This window comes from Nitrosomonas oligotropha (genome assembly GCF_900106555.1).
In the GTDB taxonomy this organism is placed as follows: domain Bacteria; phylum Pseudomonadota; class Gammaproteobacteria; order Burkholderiales; family Nitrosomonadaceae; genus Nitrosomonas; species Nitrosomonas oligotropha_A.
In genome coordinates this window covers 63716-82504 of the sequence record NZ_FNOE01000005.1, presented here as the reverse complement: position 1 = coordinate 82504, position 18789 = coordinate 63716, and the positions used below count along the sequence as shown (strand labels likewise).

Below are 18789 nucleotides of genomic sequence, written 5' to 3'. Positions count from 1 at the left end.
TTACGATGAATCAGCACTATCAGAATTTAGTTCAGAAACTGGAAGAGATTACGCATTTGAACGGCGTCATGAGCACGTTGGGCTGGGATCAGGAGGTGATGATGCCGGCGGGGGCCAGCGATGCGCGGGCCAAGCAGATTGCGACGCTAGCAGGGGTGATTCATGAACGTATGACTGATCCGGCGTTAGGCGAGTGTTTGCACGAGCTCAAGGAGAAGGATTTTGCCGCTCTGGGTGAGATGGAACGCTGCAATATCCGTGAAGCGTTGTACAGTTATGAACTGGAAACGAAGGTGTCGAAACGGCTAGTGCAGGAGCTGGCCGAATTGGGTTCGCGCGGTCATAGCGTATGGGTGACAGCCCGTCAGGAGAATAAATTTGCCGATTTTGCTCCGGTGCTGAAGCGTTTTTTACAGTTGAAGACCGAGTGGGCGCAGTGTGTGTCGCCGGATTTAGAGCCTTACGATGCGAATATCGATCTATTTGAACGTGGTACGACAATGAATGTGATCACGCCGATCTTTGAGCGCCTGAAGCAGGAATTGATACCGCTGATTGCTGCCATTCAAAGCCACCCTGTTCAGCCGGATACGTCGTTCTTGCAGGGCAGGTTTGCGCTGGACAAGCAGGAAGTATTGGCGCGCAAAATCAGCCAGGACATGGGTTTTAATATTGAGCAGGGACGTATCGATGTGTCGGTGCATCCGTTTTGCGGCGGCAGTCATCCGACCGATGTGCGCATTACCACGCGCTATAAGGATAGCAATTTTGTCGAATCCTTGTATTCGGTGATTCATGAGACCGGTCATGCGTTGTACGAACAGGGGCGCCCGCATGAACTTGGCGATTTACCGGCTACGGAATCATTGACGATGGGTATCCATGAATCCCAGTCGCTGTTCTGGGAGCGTATGATCGCGCAAAGTAAGCCATTTTGCGCGCATTATTTTGAAACGATCCGTGCGGCGTTTCCAGAAAATCTGCAATCTGCGACTGTGGATTCTTTTTATCGGGCGATCAATACGTGCAAGCCAGATTTTATCCGAGTGGAAGCGGATGAAGTGACGTATCCCCTGCATGTTATTTTGCGATATGAAATCGAGAAAGGGTTGTTTGACGGGTCGATGAACGTCGATGATTTGCCGGAAATCTGGAATGAATTAATGCAAAAATACTTGGGAATTAAACCGCCGACCGATACGCTGGGGGTGTTGCAGGATTCACATTGGAGCGGTGGGGCGTTTGGATACTTTCCTTCGTACACGCTGGGTGCGATGTATGCGTGTCAGTTTTATAACACGTTGCTGCGCGAGCAACCCGGTACCGGACAAAACATCGCCACAGGAAATTTTGTGCCCATTAAAAATTGGTTAAACGAAAAAATCCATCGCCAGGGTAAGCTATACACACCGCAACAGTTAGTTGAGCGTGTTACTGGTGAACCGCTGAATCCGGATTATTTCGTCGAGTATCTAAAAAACAAGTACAGTGAAATTTATCGGCTCGCCTGAGCGCTCACCGGTTTTATGCCTGCCGACGGCCTTGATTGCTCTCGATCCATTTTTTGACGCGATTGGCGTCGCCGATACGGGTGTTTTTACCCCAGGAATTGAGCAATACAATCACCATTGGCTGTCCGGAAATTTTCGCTTGCATCACCAGGCAACGTCCGGCTTCGCTCAGATAGCCGGTTTTGGAAACATTGATATCCCAGCCTTGATTGCGCACCAGACTGTTGGAATTGACATATTGCAATTGACCGCGTTTGTTTCCAGGTGATACGGAATGCTGCGATGTGGTGGAGAATTCACGAATAGCAGCGTAATTATTTGAAGCTGCAACCATTTTGGCCAGATCGCGTGCGGTTGCAACATTGCCGCTATTCAAGCCGGTAGAATCGATAAATCGGGAGTTGTTCATGCCCAATTTCTTGGCTTTGGCATTCATGGCACTCACAAATGCTTTGGCACCGCCCGGATAAGTGCGGCCAAGCGCCGCTGCAGCACGATTTTCGGATGACATCAATGCTAATCGCAACAGCTCTTGACGTGGATAAGTGCTGCCAACAGGCAAACGTGACGATGAGTGTTTTAACTTATCGACATCGGCATTCGTAATCGTGATTTTTTCATGCGGCGACAGACGCGCATCAAGGGTAACCATGGCCGTCATTAACTTGGTAATGGAAGCAATGGGCATTACTTTGTCAGCATTTTTGTCATAAATAACACGATCATTTTTCGCATTAAATACGAGTGCAGCTTGAGATTTGATATCCGGATTGTTTTTTTGTGCTAAAGCATTGCTGGTTAAAAAAGACAGAACACAAATTAAAAAAATTCCCCATTTCATTCTTTTTCTCTCCGATTGACAAAAATTACAGGTTCTTATGAATTCATCGAAATATTTTTATGAACGAGGATAGTGCCAATTCAATTTAGAGTTTTTTTGTATGCTTCGCGCCTAATTTTACTATATCTTAATCTATATTTTTATAAAAATTTGCAAATAAATTCTTTATTTGCAAAAAGTTAAGAGATTTTATTAGTAATTAAATTGCAGGGTTCTGTATAACGTAATGATATTTAATGATTTAATGTCATTAGCAATTGAGAACCAAAGTGTGTGATTTTACAGACTACTCATAGGTAGTGCGTGTTGCTGAGGTTTGCGCGTAAAGCTGAAAGGCCTTTTGTTTCTGAGCAAAAAAGATAGGCCAAGTCGATATTTGCTGAATATTTCTCTCAATTCAATCTGCTTCTATATCGAATGTAGCAAAAATCAGCCTGTTTATCTAACTTGACCTATTCGCCAGTTACTATAAAACTGACTTATTATTACTTACCAAAATTTGGTTGTTTGATTTTGGCAGGACAGGTAATCATTTCACCATCGGTGCGATCTCTAATCTTTTCGCCGTCTTTTTTACCTTCGCAAGACAATTTGTTCAGAATATCTTGAGCAGCCATTGGTGGCATTTTAGATTCCTTGTTTCCACTTGCCATGGTGACAGAAGAACCCATCAAAAAAACCAAACCAACTGCAGCGATAAGAAATTTGTTCATTTTCCACTCCTATATTAATGTTATGAAGGAAGCCAATTTTAATATACCTGACTTACCAACCATGAATTTATCACAATCATAACTGTCAGGCCATTTCTTTTTAAAATCTTGTGTATTGAAGAAGCGAATTTTTATATTTTAACTGTAGCTGATCAAGCCGAAATTCAGCGACACAGAAAGAGATCTGTTTCTTTATTGAAACGCTAAATCAAAAGAGCCGCAGCGACACGACGCCCTTCCTCAACCAGGATATTATAAGTGCGGCAACAAGCTTTTGTATCCATTATCTCAATTCCGATTCCTAATTTTGTCAGTTGACTGAGCAATGTGTGACTGGGGAATTTATGCTGAGCGCCGGTACCGAGGAGAATGATTTCGGGTGAGTGCGGCAACAAGCTTTCAAAATGCTGAACTTGGAGCTCTTGCACGGATAGTACAGGCCAATCCTCAATCAAATGATCAGGTAGCACAATCAAGTTTTTTTCGTAGCGTGTTTGATTAATCAATACATATCCTTCACCATAACCCGTGAAAATATATTGCTGTGCGAAATTTGCGAGATGAAGCTTCACTGATTTGTTTCCTCGTGTTTGCGAATCTATCGTGAGCGATTATGCATGATTCCGATCAAAAAACAATCGGTGCCACAAAAGTTTTACCTGTTCGGTGGTGATTGGTCTTTTATACTTGTGCTGGTTCTACACGAATTGTTTATCACGGTCTGTTATTTTCTGTTCTACAAAATCAACTAAGGTACCGAGTGTCGCAAATGTTTTCGCACTGATCTCATCATCTGTTATTGCGATGGAAAAATTTTTTTCCAAAGCGAGAATGATCGTTACAACTGCAACGGAGTCGAGTTCAGGAATATTGCCGAGTAATATTGTGTCAGGTTCTATTGCATCGATCCGGTTACCCAGTCCCAAGATATCAGCCAGAATCTTTTTTATTTCAGTGGTATGGCTTGTGTTTGTCACAATGAGGCGCTTGATTATTATCAGTATTAAAGAAATCTAGCGCTTATTATAAAGCTGATTGAAGATTATGATTGCGGGATTACGCAGTGCTTGCAGAAAATTCCCAATGACTGCGGGTGTAAGGGATGAAAACGCTCAGTATGTTACGGCTGAATTTCCACAATTGAATTTGCACGTGCAAGTCCACTGAGGATCCGGCCTGATTTATTACGAACCTGAATGACTTGTCCTTCCGCTGCGTTGGCCAACGCCTGACCTTCCGATCGAATACTGAATCCACGCCCTTGGACTACTAAATTCACTGTCTGGCCGCGCATGATCACGTAGGGTGCTCGCAGCATTTGCGGACGTATCGGTTGACCGGCGGGCAAGTTGGTGGCAGCCACTTTACCGACAATTTGAGCCGCATCTGTGAGTATGCCATCCGGCATCTGCGTCAGATTGACATTCTGCGGTGCGATATCTTCATAACTCAATGTTTGTCCGGTTGATACGGGTCGTGCGATATGTAAAACATCTGCCATGACATTGATCTCAGTCTGAACATAAATAGTCCACGCTGCGAATTCACTGTCACAACGAACGCCAATAGAGGTTTTTCCCCATAAACGTCCGCCTGCCGGAATAAAAGGTTCTAACTGAGGGCACTTGGGCAAGGTTAAATGCTTGTCAATTTGACCAACATTGATCTGCACTAATCCCGGCAGTGACGCTGTATTGTTGTAAAGAAAATTCTCAATGGCGTTTTTGATCAAAGGAATTTCTTGATGCGCCACTGTAGCGTTGTGCTGTGAGGCCAGCGCAGAAGAAGCAAGCACTGGTAAACAGAGTATCGTCATTAAGCAACGTATCATAGATTGATCTCACTATTCATTTTTGCCGTATCCGGCAATTATTGCCGCTACCCGACGCTATATTAAATGAGCATGAAAAAATCCAAGTGCAAAGATAGCACCGCTTTCATGTCTTATTTGCGGATTGGTTGATTAACGTGTGCATATATTATTGCTGGCATGCTAAATGCTAATAGATGAATAGAAAATAATTTCAATCAGGTGGTAGAGACGATGATTAACAAACTTGATAAAGAATTAAATTATCACCACAACGCTCTCAGTTTGAGAGTCGGAAGGCAAGAGTTACTTTCCAGCAATGTGGCTAATGCCGATACGCCAAATTTTAAGGCGAAGGATATCGATTTTGCCAGCATGCTTCAGGAAAGACTGTCATCGACGCCTAGTCTGAAAAAGGTAACTATGAATACGACATCATCAATGCATATTAATTCTGCTGGATCTGGAATATTCGGCGATAGCGTTTTGTACCGGGTTCCTTTGCAACCCAGCGCGGATGGAAACACGGTGGATATGGATATGGAGCGGACTCGATTTGCTGATAATGCCATTAAATATGATGCCAGTATTACATTTATTAACAACGAATTTAGAAACTTAACATCGGCAATGATGGAGAGATAGAAAATGTCACTATTTAATGTATTTGGTATCGCAAGTTCAGCCATGTCCGCACAATCGCAGCGTTTAAATGTGGTTGCCAGTAATCTTTCCAATGCCGACAGTGTAACCAGTTCGACCGGTGAGCCCTATCGTGGCAGACAAGTGGTTTTTAGTACTTTGCAAGCGGATGCGAACGGTGCTAGTGGCGTTAAAGTTGCCGGTATCGTTCATGATCCATCGCCCATGCGGCAGTTGTTTGAACCGAAGCATCCGCTTGCGGATAAAAACGGTTACGTGACGATGCCGAATGTCAACGTTGTCGATGAAATGGTGAATATGATGTCGGCATCGCGTTCATATCAGAACAGCGTCGATATGATGAATACCACCAAATCCTTGTTACAAAAAACCCTGACTATTGGTCAATAAAGGAGCATGTAATGGATGCAGTTCAGCAAGCAAGTTCACAAACAGCCGCAACGGGTGCAGCTACGGGTATTACAAGTAAGAAAGATACTGAAAATCCCCAAGATCGGTTTTTGAAGCTTTTAGTCACGCAGATGAAAAATCAAGATCCGTTAAAACCTTTGGATAACGCCGAGGTTACCAGTCAATTGGCGCAAATCAGTACAGTATCGGGTATTGATAAGCTGAATTCGACGCTACAGCAATTGGTTACCAGCGCTGAAGATAATCGTTCTGTCGAAGCGCTGGGACTAATCGGACATCAAGCATTCGTACCTGGAACATCGATCAAGTTGAGTGGGGATGGTGCTATAGCCGGCATGGAATTGGCGCAGCCCGTCGATCAGCTAAAAGTCACCATACTGGATAGTGCCGGAATTGCCATTCGCACAATGGAGCTTGGCGCGCAACCGACAGGACTCAGCACGATCGCGTGGGATGGTAAGACTGATAGTGGAACTCAGGCAGTGGACGGAGACTATACCTTTGCGGTAAGCGCGAAACAAGGCGGTAATGACATTAAAGTCGATACCCTCTCATTTGGTAAGGTAAATAGTGTAATGCCTGGGGAGGGTGGTGCGCACCTGGATATGGGAGATAAATTGGGATTAGTTGGTTTGTCTGACATTAAACAGGTGTTTTGATAGGAGATTATTATGACTTTTCAGCATGGTTTAAGTGGATTAAATGCAGCATCAACCAACCTGGATGTAATTGGCAATAACATTTCCAATGCGAATACCGCCGGGTTTAAGCAATCTGTCGCACAATTTTCCGATATTTTTGCAAATTCCATGGAGGGGACAGATACCGCTCAAGTAGGGATAGGATCAAAAATATCTTCGATTGCGCAGCAATTTGGTCAAGGTACGATTACACCGACCAATAATCCTTTGGACATTGCGATCAACGGACAGGGTTTTTTCCGTATGAGCGATAACGGTACGGTAAATTACAGCCGGAATGGACAATTCCATGTGGATGATTCGGGCTTTATCGTTGATGCATCAGGCGCCAATCTGACAGGTTTTATGGCCGATGAGAATGGTGATATCAAGGCAAGCGGGGTGCCGGCAAATTTAAAATTCAGTACTTCCGATCTTGCACCGCGAGCAACCACAACATTTGATCTGGGGTTTAATTTGGATGCACGGAAACCCGCCATTACTACCGCTTTTAATGCGACCAATCCAAAAACTTATACCAGCACAACCTCGGGAACAGTAGTTGATAGTCTTGGAAATTCGCATGTCTTGTCTATGTTTTTCCAGAAAGCCACGACTGCAAATACATGGACCGCCTTCGCAACTGTCGATGGGAAGGTAGACGCTTCCGGTGTACCCATTGGCGTCACCATTGGTGGAAGTCCTTCGCAGTCGATGATATTTGACGGAAATGGTGTATTACAGAATATTACTACTCCCCTGACCTTAAACATTGATTTCAGTCTAATTAATCCAACACTTGGCGCAACAACGCCGCAAGCTGTCAGTTTCGATATGACGACTGCCACTCAGTATGGTTCTGATTTCGGTGTCAATGCGATTACACAGGATGGTTACACTTCTGGCCGTATGTCAGGTTTCACCGTGAGCGCTGAGGGAGTAATTCTTGGAAACTATAGCAGCGGTCAAGCAAAAACACTGGGACAAATTGTACTGGCTAATTTCGTGAATCCACAAGGCTTGGTTCCAATCGGAGATGGTCACTGGGCGGAGACTCCGGCATCTGGAGAACCTTTGGTAGGTCCGCCGAAAACTGGCAATCTAGGGGTGCTTCAGTCCAATGCCGTTGAAGATTCTAATGTGGATTTGACAGCGGAATTGGTGAAAATGATTCAAGCGCAACGCTTGTACCAAGCCAGTGCTAAACAAATTGAGACACAAGATCAGATTATTCAGACAATCACTCAAATTTAACCCGGCTTTCATACATAAAAAAACAGATTCTTATTGGGATTGAGTAGAAAATGGATCGACTGATTTATACATCAATGACCGGAGCCAACCATACGCTGAATCAGAAAGCGACCGTTGCTCAGAATCTTGCTAATGCATCAACGACCGGGTATCGCGCTGAAAGCAATGCATTTCGCGCAGTTCCGGTATACGGTGATGGTCTGCCTACACGCGCCTTTGTCGTGGATTCAACAACCGGTGCCGATTTTACTCCGGGTGCAATGCAAACTACCGGCCGTGATCTTGATGTTGCGGTCCGCGGTTCCGGATGGATTGCGATTCAATTGGATGATGGCAAGGAAGCTTATACGCGTAATGGTAGCTTGCAAGTCAGTCCCAATGGCATTCTGCAGACGAATGGCGGACATAAAGTGAAAGGCGATACGGGCATTATTTCCCTACCACCCGATACTCGCATCACGATCGGGATTGATGGAACCGTTTCATCCGTGCCGATCACGCCTCAACCCAATACCGTCGCGCAAGTAGGCCGGATCAAGCTGGTAAATCCTCCGGAAGATAAGCTTGTAAAAGGCACGGATGGCTTGTTCCGGCTCAAGGATGGCGGTGAAGCGCCTGTTGATGCCAGAGTTAAGCTGGTCGATGGCACATTGGAAGAGAGTAACGTGAATGTTGTGCATGAAATGGTCAACATGATCGACCTGGCCAGGCAATTTGATATGCAAATGAAAATGCTGGATAACGCGCAGAATAATGCTCAGAAAGCCAGCGAAATAATGCTAGTAAGAGTCTAATTCGATAATAAATTTTAATAGGTAAATCATATGATACGTTCGTTATGGATCGCTAAAACAGGGCTTGATGCGCAACAAACCAAAATGGATGTGATTTCTAATAATTTAGCGAACGTCAGCACCAATGGATTTAAACGGGCCCGCGCTGTTTTTGAGGACCTGCTGTACCAAACAATACGTCAGCCCGGTGCTCAATCATCGCAACAAACGCAATTACCCTCCGGGTTGCAGTTAGGAACGGGTGTTAAGCCGGTTTCTACCGAAAGTATATTTACCCAAGGTGGATTGCAACAAACAGAGAACCAACGTGATGTCGCCATACGGGGAGTGGGTTTTTTTCAGGTTTTGCTACCGGACGGTACAACGGCTTATACCCGCGATGGGGCATTTCAATCCGATCTGAATGGCCAGCTTGTGACTTCCAGTGGTTACGCCGTTCAACCTGCGATTACCGTTCCACCGAATGCGCTGGGTGTCACGATAGCACGTGATGGTACGGTAACCGCAACAGTTCCTGGGGCGGTTGCGCCTATTCAAGTTGGCAATATTCAATTGGCAAGCTTCGTTAATCAAGGCGGATTGTTAAAGATGGGTGAGAATTTGTATCAGGAAACCGCATCGAGCGGAGCTCCCAATCAGAATGCGCCAGGTACCAACGGATTGGGGTTGCTGGAACAGAATTTTGTGGAAACTTCGAATGTAAACGTAGTGGAAGAGCTGGTGAATATGATTCAGACTCAGCGCGCCTATGAAATGAATTCCAAATCAATTGAAACTTCGGACCAAATGTTGCAACGATTGGCACAACTTTGATTGATAGGGTTACCGGGGGTAGCGTGATGGTGAATGGCAATCGAGTGTTAAATAATTTCAGCCGGTATTTTTTCATGCTCGTGCTAGGCGCACTTGCAACCGGTTGTGCAATGACGCCTTCCACCACGACTTACCAGCCCAATACATTACGTGCTCCGCAACATGCAGCCGCAGTGGCTCAACCCAATGGCGGAATTTTGCAAATGGTTCACAGCACAACAGGCGGGGTGCGCTATACACCGTTATTTGAAGATCGGCGCGCGCGAAGTATTGGCGATACGATTATTGTCACTTTAAATGAAACAACCAATGCCAGTAAGAGCTCGGGAAGTAACGCGAGCCGCTCTGGCAGCATTGATTTTTCCGTGCCGAGCTTGCTGGGGATTCCGTTAAGTTTATTAAAGAAACACGCAACGGTTGAAGCTAAATCGAATAATAAATTTGATGGCAGCGGTGAAAGCTCAAGTAAAAATAATTTTAGAGGAACCATTACTGTAACGGTTATCGAAGCGCTACCGAATGGAAATCTGGTCGTGAGCGGTGAGAAACAGATCGGTATCAACCAAGGCCAGGAATTTATCCGATTGTCCGGGATTGTGAATCCGACCCACATCATGGGAAATACGATTTCTTCAACGCAAATTGCTGATGCGCGTGTTGAATATCGAAGCAATGGCTATATTGACGAAGCGCAAACGATGGGATGGTTGTCTCGATTCTTTCTTTCGATTACGCCTTTCTAAGCGGGATATTGCGCAAATTGATAAACACTTCAGAGATCGGTATCTAAGATTATGAAAAGCAGAAACGTCATTATTCTTTCTTTACTTGCGTTGAACTTGCTGCTGCCGGGTATCAGCTTTGCCGATCGCATTAAGGATTTAGCATCGATTCAAGGTGTTCGCAACAATCAATTGATCGGCTATGGATTGGTAGTGGGTTTGGATGGTAGTGGCGATATGACAACGCAAACGCCATTTACAGTTCAGAGTGTCATCAATATGCTGGGCCAATTAGGCGTTAATCTGCCGCCTGGCACTAACCTGCAATTACGCAACGTTGCCGCTGTCATGGTGACAGCGACCATGCCGGCGTTTGCCAAGCCCGGTCAACATATCGATATCACAGTTTCTTCCATGGGTAATGCCAAAAGTTTAAGGGGCGGAACACTGTTGCTGACTCCATTGAAAGGAGCCGATAATCAAGTATATGCCATGGCTCAAGGAAATATTCTGGTCGGCGGTATCGGAGCCGCAGCTGGCGGTAGCAGTGTGCAAGTGAATCATCTCAGTGTCGGACGTGTTACAAGTGGAGGTATCGTAGAACGCGAGATTCCAACGACGGTTGGGCAGGGTGATTTTATCAATCTTGAGTTAAATACAACCGATTTCACGACAGTAAACCGTATTGTTGATGCGATCAATGGACTTTATCCCACAGCTGCATCGGCGGTGGATGGCAGAGTAGTGCAGGTGAAAGCGCCGGTAGACAATAGCCAGCGAATTATGTTTATTTCTCAGATTGAAAGTCTGGATGTCAAACCGGCGAGAGCATCGGCAAAAGTAATTGTTAATTCACGTACCGGTTCAGTGGTCATGAATCAGGCGGTAACGCTTGAATCAAGTGCGGTTGCGCATGGCAATCTGTCCATAATCATTAATACCGAACCGGTGATCAGTCAGCCTGGTGCATTCGCACAGCGCGGTGAAACAGTGGTTACACAGCGATCACAGGTCGAAATCCGTACCGATGAAGGAAATTTAATGTTATTGCCGAATGGTGCGGATCTTGGTGAAGTTGTGAAAGCTTTAACGGCGATCGGCGCTACCACCCAGGATTTGCTATCTATTCTTCAGGCGCTGAAAGCTGCCGGTTCGTTGCGCGCGGATTTGGAAATTATTTAACTTACTGGATATTAAGAATGGTTATTTCACCGGATATTTCAAGCAAACTTGCCGTTGATGCCAAAAGTGTTGATGACTTGCATTTAATGGCCAAAAAAAATCCAGACGAAGCGTTACAAAAAGTTGCGCAACAGTTTGAAGCATTATTTATGAACATGTTGCTTAAAAGCATGCGCGAGGCGACACCTAAGGATGGGATATTTGATAGCCAGCAAACGCAGTTTTTTACCCAGATGCATGACCAACAGCTTGCGCAAAAGATATCCACCAAAGGAATTGGCATTGCTGACATGATGGTTCAGCAATTATCTCGAAATAATAAATCGATCGAACCACAGACTTCGATCAGCCAAACAAATAACATTTTGTCAACGATTAACTCCAATCAACAAGCGCCATTGATAGAAGGTATGCATCCAAATGATAAATCAGGGCAACTGTGGTCAGTCTATCGGTCCCCATCCAATGCGGTGATGTCAGCAGGAAAAATCGATTCTGCAATTGAAGGACTCACTGCGCCGATTCAGGGGGACATACAGAAGAAAAGCGCTCCTAGCCAGCTGGCAAATTTTATCGATAGGCTTTTACCGCATGCCAAAACAGCATCCGAATCAACCGGTATTCCACCTAATTTCATGCTGGCACAGGCTGCGTTGGAAAGTGGATGGGGTAAACATGAGATTCGTCATGCGGATAATAGTCCAACTCATAATCTTTTTGGCATCAAGGCTGGTGCTAATTGGAAAGGGGACGTTGTGGAAAAAACAACGACTGAATATATCAATGGTGTGCCACAGAAAGCGATTGAAAAATTTCGCGCTTATAGCTCGTACGCAGAGGGATTCAATGATTATGCCAAGTTGCTTATGGATAACCCACGCTATGCCAAAGTATTGAATTCGACGGATGCCGCGACATTTGCCAATGGCCTTCAGCGCGCTGGGTATGCTACTGATCCTATGTACGCTGAGAAATTAATGCGTATTCTGAATAGTGAGAAATTACAAAATCGCGAATTTATCTAATACGGAATTTTTCTTTAATTCTTTGACCAGTATGCCGATATTGTCGTTATATATTTTTTAAGATCAAGAACTGAAAGAACATTATGGGAAATGGAATTCTTGATATTGCAGTTACTGGTTTAGCAACTGCGCAAAACCAATTATTGACGACCAGTCATAATATTAGCAATGCTGGCACGCCTGGTTTTAATCGCCAGCAAGTCTTGCTCAGCACAAATACACCGCAATCCGGTGGTGCAGGGTTTATCGGGCGCGGCGTTCACTCTTCTACAGTGCAACGGATATACAGTCAATTTCTTACTACTCAGTCGCTACAGATACAAACACAGAGCCAGTCACTTGACAGTAACTATACTGAGATAAAGCAGCTGGACAACATGTTTGCCGAGGCTACATCGGGACTTTCACCCACATTGCAAAATTTTTTCAGTGCCATACACGATGTTGCCACAAATCCCGGCGTTATTCCCTCGCGTCAATCGATGCTGAGCAATGCCGATGCCTTAGTTGCACGTTTTCATAGTATGGATCAACGCATGTCGCAAATAAGGGAAGGGATAAATACACAAGTCAGCAGCACGGTTGTTCATATCAATTCACTGGCCAAGCAAATTGGAGAGATCAATAAGCAGATAATATGGGCGGAAGGTTCAGCCGGAGGGCAGCCTGCTAACGATATGCTGGATCAACGCGATGAGCTTATTAATCAATTGAACAAATTGGTTAATACCGATACAGTGCGTCAAAGCGATGGTACGATGAATGTATATATTGGGAATGGGCAGGCATTGGTGGTTGGTGCGCAAATCCTTTCCTTGGAAGCGATTAAAACACCGGATAGTCCGAATAATTTAACGATTGGGCTGGTTAATGGTAACAGCACTATTCAGCTTCCCGAGGATCAGATCACCGGTGGTACCTTAGGCGGTATTTTTTCTTTTCGCAGTAATACGCTTGATAATGCACAAAATTCGCTTGGGAGAGTCGCACTCACCTTGGCGCAGACTTTCAATGCACAACATCAACTCGGTATGGACTTGAATGGCGCCATGGGAACCAATTTCTTCGCGTTACCGGCACCTAACGTGATCTCTGCATCTACTAATAACTTAGCATCCAATATCTCGACCTCAATTACTGATTATAGTGCGTTGACAACCAGTGATTACGAGCTTTCTTACGATGGGACAAACTATACATTGACCAGATTATCCGATAACGTATCGGCTACACCATCGAGCAGTTTGCCGCTAACACTGGATGGTATATCGGTGACAAGTGCCACGATGCTGGCGAGTGAAAGATTCCGCATCCAGCCTACGATTAATGGCGCAAAGGATATTGCGGTCAATATTAATGACACAACTAAGATAGCTGCGGCAGGTCCTAACCGGACCAATGCCGCATCAACCAATAAAGGTACTGGCACCATCAGTGCCGGAACCGTAAATCCGTTACCGCTCGATTCCAATCTTCAGCAACCACTTACCATTACGTTTCATACGCCTTATAATGGGCAATTTGATGTCGCAGGAACTGGGACAGGGCTGCCTGCTACTAATCAGACGTATACAGCGGGTACGGATATCAGTTTCAATGGCTATACATTTCAAATTAGCGGTAGTCCTGCTGCTGGGGATGTTTTTACTGTCACCCCTAACAATAATGGTGTTGCCGATAATCGCAATATGTTGCTGCTGGGTGCATTGCAAGCAACGAATACGCTGGAGAACGGTACAGCCAATTACCAGACTGCTTACGGCCAGCTTGTCAGTCAGGTTGGTAACAAAACACGCGAGTTACAGGTAACGAGTAAAGCGCAAGCCAATTTGCTGGCACAAACTGAACAATCTATTCAATCGGTATCCGGCGTGAATCTGGATGAGGAAGCTGCGAATTTGCTGCGTTTCCAGCAAGCTTATCAAGCCTCCAGCAAAATCATTGAAATGAGCAGTACTTTATTTGACTCAATTCTTCGTTTCGGTTAAAAAATAGAATAGAGGTAACTTCACATGCGAGTTAGTACAGGCACAATTTACGAAACTGGAACTAATTTAATGCTCCAGCAGCAAGAGAAACTGATTAATACGCAACAACAATTGTCTACCGGGCGGCGAATTTTAACACCCTCGGATGATCCAATCTCAGCGGCGCAAGTATTAAATATTTCTCAATCAGCAGCGCTCAATGAACAATATTCGGTGAATCGATCCAGTGCAGGTTCCTCGCTTCAACTGGAAGAAAATGTACTGAGGCAAGTTAACGGAATCCTGCAGGATGTGCATAGCTCAACTGTGTATGCGGGGAATGCGACACTGACCGATGCTGACAGAAAGACGCTTGCTACTGAGTTACGCAGTAAACTGGAGTCACTCGTTGGTTTAGCCAATACAACCGATGAGAAAGGACAGTTTTTATTCTCAGGATTTCAAGCTAATACTAAACCTTTTGCGCAGACAGGATTAACTGTGCAGTACGTTGGAGATCAAGGGCAACGCTTAAACCAAGTGGGTCCTGCACGTCAACTGGCAGTCAGTGATTCCGGCACGGATGTTTTCGAGCGCATTAAGAACGGAAATGGTGTTTTTGCTACCGCCGCTAGTTCGTCAAACATCGGTAGTGGTGTGATTGATGGGGGATCGGTGATAACTCCTTCAAGCCTTACCGGTGGTAATTATGAGATTACATTCGCTGTGTCGGCAACTGGTGTTACAACTTACGATATCGTTAACACCTCAACAGGATCGACTGTTTCATCGGCTAATCCTTATGTGAGCAACAATACAGTCAGTTTTGATGGAATGCAATTGAGTATTAAAGGAAATCCGGCTAATGGAGATAAATTTACAGTATCTCCAAGTAGCAATCAAAGCATTTTCAAAACAGTGGGAGACTTGATTACTGCATTGGAAACGCCAGCAAGCGGACAAAGTGGCGGTACCCGGCTGGCGAACGATTTGAAATCAACATTACAAAATATTAATAATAGTTTGGAGCATGTGCTGTCGAAACAGGCTTCAATCGGAGCGCGGCTGCAAGAGATCGATACTTTGGAAAGTGTTGGCAGTGATCAAAATATTCAATTTGAGCAAATGCTTTCACAACTGCAAGATGTTGACTTTGCGCAAGCAACGTCGGATTTGCAGCGGCAGCAGCTTTATCTTCAAGCTGCGCAGCAGTCATACATTAAAATTTCCGGACTGTCTCTGTTCAATTATATTTAGAGTCACTCAGCTTCGCTTTTCGCTAGTGCCGCGCTGGTAGTTTATGCCTTGATGGCCGATATCGTGACGAACCTGCGCCCCATCAAAACGGATGTTTTCAACCAATTTGTATGCCGCCTGATGCGCCATCTTCACACTATCGCCCAATACCGTTACGCATAAAACACGTCCACCTGCTGTCACAATTTCATTTCCGTTCTTCCCGCCCATCGACGTTCCGGCATGAAAAATATGAAAGTTGCCGGCATTTTCCTGTTCTGTGATCAAGTCTTGTAAACCGTAAATCGCATCATTTTTTCTCGGGTTCTCCGGATAACCTTGCGCAGCCATCACAACACCGAGTGCGGTACGCCGGTCCCATTCAATATCCGCCTGATCGAGTGTGCCATTAACAGCGTGCTCGATAAGCGGTAAAAGATCGCTTTTCAAACGCAGCATAATCGGTTGCGTTTCCGGATCGCCTAAGCGGCAATTAAATTCCAATACTTTTGCCTGATCTCCGGCTGTGATCATCAAACCGGCATAAAGAAATCCGGTATAGCGGATACCATCTTGTTTCAGTCCATTGATCACAGGGTCAATGATATTGCGCATGATTTGCGCGTGCAGGCTGGGAGAAACAAAAGGAGCCGGGGAATATGCACCCATTCCGCCTGTATTGGGGCCTAGATCGCCATCATTAAGCCGCTTATGATCCTGGCTGGTTACTAACGGCAGAATATGATTACCATCCGTCATGACGATGAAACTGACTTCTATGCCTTGAAGAAATTCTTCGATAATAATTTCTTGTCCCGCGCTGCCAAGGTGCTTTTCCACTAACAGTGCACTCACAGCGGAATGTGCTTCTTCTCGGGATTGCGCGACGACGACACCTTTCCCGGCTGCCAGACCGTCGGCTTTGATGACAAGCGGGATTGGGTGCTGCTCGATGTAGGCGTGCGCCAATTCGGGATTTGTAAATCTTGCATAGGCAGCAGTCGGTATGTGATGCCGTTGCATGAATTCCTTGGCAAAGATTTTTGAAGTTTCAAGTTGCGCGGCTTGCCGGGTCGGTCCAAAGATTTTCAGGCCAGCTGCCCGGAATGCATCCACTATGCCGGCGGCTAAGGGAATCTCGGGGCCAACTATCGTGATTGCAATCGATTCTTTGGTTGCAAACTCGATTAATTCGGGTATGGCGGTAATTGAAATATTTTCTAGTCCGGGCTCTAATGCGGTGCCTGCATTGCCCGGCGCCACAAATACTTTATGCACACGCGGCGAAAGGCTTAATTTCCACGCCAAGGCATGTTCTCTGCCACCGCCGCCGATCACTAATAGTTTCATGATAGCGGGTAACTAGTGCCTGAAATGGCGGACACCAGTAAATACCATGGTGATCCCTTGTTCATCAGCCGCTGCAATCACTTCCTGATCACGGATACTGCCGCCCGGTTGAATAACGGCTGTAGCGCCCGCTTGAACGACTACATCCAGACCATCGCGGAACGGGAAGAATGCATCCGATGCGACAACGGATTCTGCAAGTGTCAAACCGGCTTGCTGTGCTTTGATGGATGCAATGCGTGCGCTATCGACACGACTCATTTGCCCGGCACCGATGCCCATCGTCTGGCCATTGCGGCAAAATACAATCGCGTTGGATTTAACAAATTTTGCGGCGCGCCAGGCAAACAGCAGATCATCTAGCTGCTGCGGTGTGGGTTTTAATTGCGTAACGATTTTTAAATCGGAAACAGTGATGTTTTGAATATCCGGCGTTTGTACCAGAAGACCGCCGCCAATCCGCTTCAGATCGTACGTATTGTTTCCTGCCTGTAACGGCAAAACCAGTACCCGGATATTGTTTTTCTGTGCCAGAAGTTGCTGCGCTTCCGGTGTGATTTCAGGTGCGATAATGACTTCAACGAATTGTTTTAGAATCGCTTCAGCGGTGTCTTTGCCAATGCTCCGGTTAAATGCGATGATGCCGCCGAAGGCAGAGACGGGGTCAGTCGCAAATGCCAGCTGATAAGCGCGTAGCGTGGTTTCCGCAATGGCTATGCCGCATGGATTGGCGTGTTTGACAATCACACAAGCGGGGTTGTCGAAAGTTTTGACACATTCCCATGCAGCGTCGGTATCGGCGATATTATTGTACGATAGCTCTTTGCCTTGTAGCTGTTGGTAATTCGCCAGACTGCCTGGTGTGGGGGTTTCGTCCTGGTAGAAAGCCGCTTTTTGATGCGGGTTTTCGCCATAGCGTAAAGGCTGTGCGATAGTGAAATTCAGATTCAGCGAATCGGGAAAATCTTTGTGCTGGTAATCGCTGTCCAGTGCGGTTAAATAATTACTGATGGCGCTGTCGTAAGAAGCGGTGTGCGTAAACGCTTTTTGCGCCAGTTGGAAACGTGTGGCCAAGCTGATGGAGCCACTATTTTCCGCCAGCTCCTGGCTGAGCGGTAAATAATCCTGGGGATCGGTGACAATAGCAACTTTCCGGTAATTTTTGGCGGCTGCACGCACCATGGTGGGACCACCGATGTCGATATTCTCAATGGCATCATCAAAACTGCAATCCGGGTTTGCGATCGTTTGTTTGAAGGGGTAGAGATTCACGATTACCAATTCGATATTGGGAATCGATGCTTGTTCGAGCGCCAGTTGATGATCGGGTAAATCGTTACGTGCCAGTATGCCGGCATGAATTTTAGGGTGCAGCGTTTTGACCCGGCCGTCCAGCATTTCTGGGAAGCCGGTATAGTCGCCCACCTCGATCACGTTGATGCCGGCTTGTTGCAATAATTTGGCGGTGCCGCCTGTGGACAGGATGGTGATGCCATGCTGAATCAATTTTTGGGCCAGTTCTATAATTCCGGTTTTATCCGAAACACTGATGAGTGCGTATTTAATGGTCATTTAATTTGATATTGCTTCATTTTTTGACGTAAGGTATTGCGGTTTATCCCCAGTAACTCAGCGGCCTGAGTCTGATTTCCTTTGGTGTATTGGATAGCGATTTCAATTAAAGGCTTTTCAACGCTGTGCATGACCATATTGTAAATAGGGCATGGTTTTTCCCCGTCCAGGTCATTGAGATATCCGCTGATAGCTTTGCGTATGCAAGATGCAATTTCATTTTCCTTGATTGCATTCATAAACTG

Annotated in this window: 20 protein-coding genes; 12 read left to right on the top strand and 8 right to left on the bottom strand. The window is 45.6% G+C overall.

What is annotated here, in order from left to right:
* The first annotated feature begins 5 nt into the window (after nucleotides 1–5).
* Nucleotides 6–1511 carry a carboxypeptidase M32 gene (locus BLU57_RS04565; RefSeq protein ID WP_090316892.1) on the top strand — a complete coding sequence of 502 codons (1506 nt, stop codon included), beginning with the start codon at nucleotides 6–8 and terminating at the stop codon, nucleotides 1509–1511.
* 13 nt (nucleotides 1512–1524) lie between these two features.
* Here the strand turns inward: BLU57_RS04565 and pbpG are convergent, their stop codons facing one another.
* The 5 genes from pbpG to flgA all read right to left on the bottom strand — a co-directional run bounded on the left by pbpG (nucleotide 1525) and on the right by flgA (nucleotide 4881).
* Nucleotides 1525–2352, bottom strand: coding sequence for a D-alanyl-D-alanine endopeptidase (pbpG, locus tag BLU57_RS04560; RefSeq protein ID WP_090316889.1), 828 nt, complete (start codon nucleotides 2350–2352; stop codon nucleotides 1525–1527).
* A gap of 485 nt (nucleotides 2353–2837) precedes the next feature.
* Nucleotides 2838–3065 carry a hypothetical protein gene (locus BLU57_RS04555; RefSeq protein ID WP_090316886.1) on the bottom strand — a complete coding sequence of 76 codons (228 nt, stop codon included), beginning with the start codon at nucleotides 3063–3065 and terminating at the stop codon, nucleotides 2838–2840.
* Nucleotides 3066–3268: 203 nt separating this feature from the next.
* On the bottom strand, nucleotides 3269–3637 hold the full coding sequence (locus tag BLU57_RS04550; protein WP_090316883.1) for an Mth938-like domain-containing protein: 369 nt from the start codon (nucleotides 3635–3637) through the stop codon (nucleotides 3269–3271).
* Between the two features lie 126 nt (nucleotides 3638–3763).
* Nucleotides 3764–4042, bottom strand: coding sequence for an acyl carrier protein (locus BLU57_RS04545; RefSeq protein ID WP_090316881.1), 279 nt, complete (start codon nucleotides 4040–4042; stop codon nucleotides 3764–3766).
* Nucleotides 4043–4185: 143 nt separating this feature from the next.
* Nucleotides 4186–4881 carry a flagellar basal body P-ring formation chaperone FlgA gene (flgA, locus tag BLU57_RS04540; protein WP_090316878.1) on the bottom strand — a complete coding sequence of 232 codons (696 nt, stop codon included), beginning with the start codon at nucleotides 4879–4881 and terminating at the stop codon, nucleotides 4186–4188.
* A gap of 228 nt (nucleotides 4882–5109) precedes the next feature.
* Here flgA and flgB point away from each other — a divergent pair, with 228 nt between their 5' ends.
* The 11 genes from flgB to flgL all read left to right on the top strand — a co-directional run bounded on the left by flgB (nucleotide 5110) and on the right by flgL (nucleotide 15643).
* Nucleotides 5110–5520, top strand: a complete 411-nt coding sequence (gene flgB / locus BLU57_RS04535) for a flagellar basal body rod protein FlgB (RefSeq protein WP_090316875.1) — start codon at nucleotides 5110–5112, stop codon at nucleotides 5518–5520.
* A gap of 3 nt (nucleotides 5521–5523) precedes the next feature.
* Nucleotides 5524–5928 carry a flagellar basal body rod protein FlgC gene (gene flgC, locus BLU57_RS04530; protein WP_090316871.1) on the top strand — a complete coding sequence of 135 codons (405 nt, stop codon included), beginning with the start codon at nucleotides 5524–5526 and terminating at the stop codon, nucleotides 5926–5928.
* Nucleotides 5929–5939: 11 nt separating this feature from the next.
* Entirely contained in the window at nucleotides 5940–6608 is a 669-nt protein-coding gene (locus tag BLU57_RS04525) for a flagellar hook assembly protein FlgD (protein WP_090316868.1), read from the top strand.
* Nucleotides 6609–6620: 12 nt separating this feature from the next.
* Complete coding sequence (gene flgE, locus BLU57_RS04520) at nucleotides 6621–7883, top strand: flagellar hook protein FlgE (RefSeq protein WP_090316865.1); 1263 nt, start codon at nucleotides 6621–6623, stop codon at nucleotides 7881–7883.
* A 50-nt stretch (nucleotides 7884–7933) separates the two neighbouring features.
* Nucleotides 7934–8677 carry a flagellar basal-body rod protein FlgF gene (gene flgF / locus BLU57_RS04515; protein ID WP_090316862.1) on the top strand — a complete coding sequence of 248 codons (744 nt, stop codon included), beginning with the start codon at nucleotides 7934–7936 and terminating at the stop codon, nucleotides 8675–8677.
* A gap of 30 nt (nucleotides 8678–8707) precedes the next feature.
* Complete coding sequence (gene flgG / locus BLU57_RS04510) at nucleotides 8708–9490, top strand: flagellar basal-body rod protein FlgG (RefSeq protein WP_090316859.1); 783 nt, start codon at nucleotides 8708–8710, stop codon at nucleotides 9488–9490.
* A 74-nt stretch (nucleotides 9491–9564) separates the two neighbouring features.
* Entirely contained in the window at nucleotides 9565–10233 is a 669-nt protein-coding gene (locus BLU57_RS04505) for a flagellar basal body L-ring protein FlgH (protein ID WP_256206129.1), read from the top strand.
* A gap of 51 nt (nucleotides 10234–10284) precedes the next feature.
* Nucleotides 10285–11394, top strand: coding sequence for a flagellar basal body P-ring protein FlgI (locus BLU57_RS04500; RefSeq protein WP_090316853.1), 1110 nt, complete (start codon nucleotides 10285–10287; stop codon nucleotides 11392–11394).
* 17 nt (nucleotides 11395–11411) lie between these two features.
* Nucleotides 11412–12419, top strand: a complete 1008-nt coding sequence (gene flgJ, locus BLU57_RS04495; protein ID WP_090316850.1) for a flagellar assembly peptidoglycan hydrolase FlgJ — start codon at nucleotides 11412–11414, stop codon at nucleotides 12417–12419.
* An 83-nt stretch (nucleotides 12420–12502) separates the two neighbouring features.
* Nucleotides 12503–14407, top strand: a complete 1905-nt coding sequence (gene flgK, locus BLU57_RS04490) for a flagellar hook-associated protein FlgK (RefSeq protein ID WP_090316847.1) — start codon at nucleotides 12503–12505, stop codon at nucleotides 14405–14407.
* 24 nt (nucleotides 14408–14431) lie between these two features.
* On the top strand, nucleotides 14432–15643 hold the full coding sequence (gene flgL / locus BLU57_RS04485; RefSeq protein WP_090316844.1) for a flagellar hook-associated protein FlgL: 1212 nt from the start codon (nucleotides 14432–14434) through the stop codon (nucleotides 15641–15643).
* Nucleotides 15644–15649: 6 nt separating this feature from the next.
* Here flgL and purD read toward each other — a convergent pair whose 3' ends face one another.
* Genes purD through BLU57_RS04470 form a run of 3 tightly spaced genes read right to left on the bottom strand, consistent with a single transcriptional unit; the run spans nucleotide 15650 to nucleotide 18783 of the window.
* Nucleotides 15650–16972 (bottom strand): phosphoribosylamine--glycine ligase, encoded by a 1323-nt coding sequence (purD, locus tag BLU57_RS04480; protein ID WP_090316841.1) that lies wholly within the window; start codon nucleotides 16970–16972, stop codon nucleotides 15650–15652.
* Nucleotides 16973–16984: 12 nt separating this feature from the next.
* Entirely contained in the window at nucleotides 16985–18544 is a 1560-nt protein-coding gene (gene purH / locus BLU57_RS04475) for a bifunctional phosphoribosylaminoimidazolecarboxamide formyltransferase/IMP cyclohydrolase (protein WP_090316835.1), read from the bottom strand.
* Nucleotides 18541–18783 (bottom strand): helix-turn-helix domain-containing protein, encoded by a 243-nt coding sequence (locus BLU57_RS04470; protein ID WP_090316832.1) that lies wholly within the window; start codon nucleotides 18781–18783, stop codon nucleotides 18541–18543. Before BLU57_RS04470 ends, purH begins: the two co-directional genes overlap by 4 nt.
* Between the last annotated feature and the right edge of the window lie 6 nt (nucleotides 18784–18789).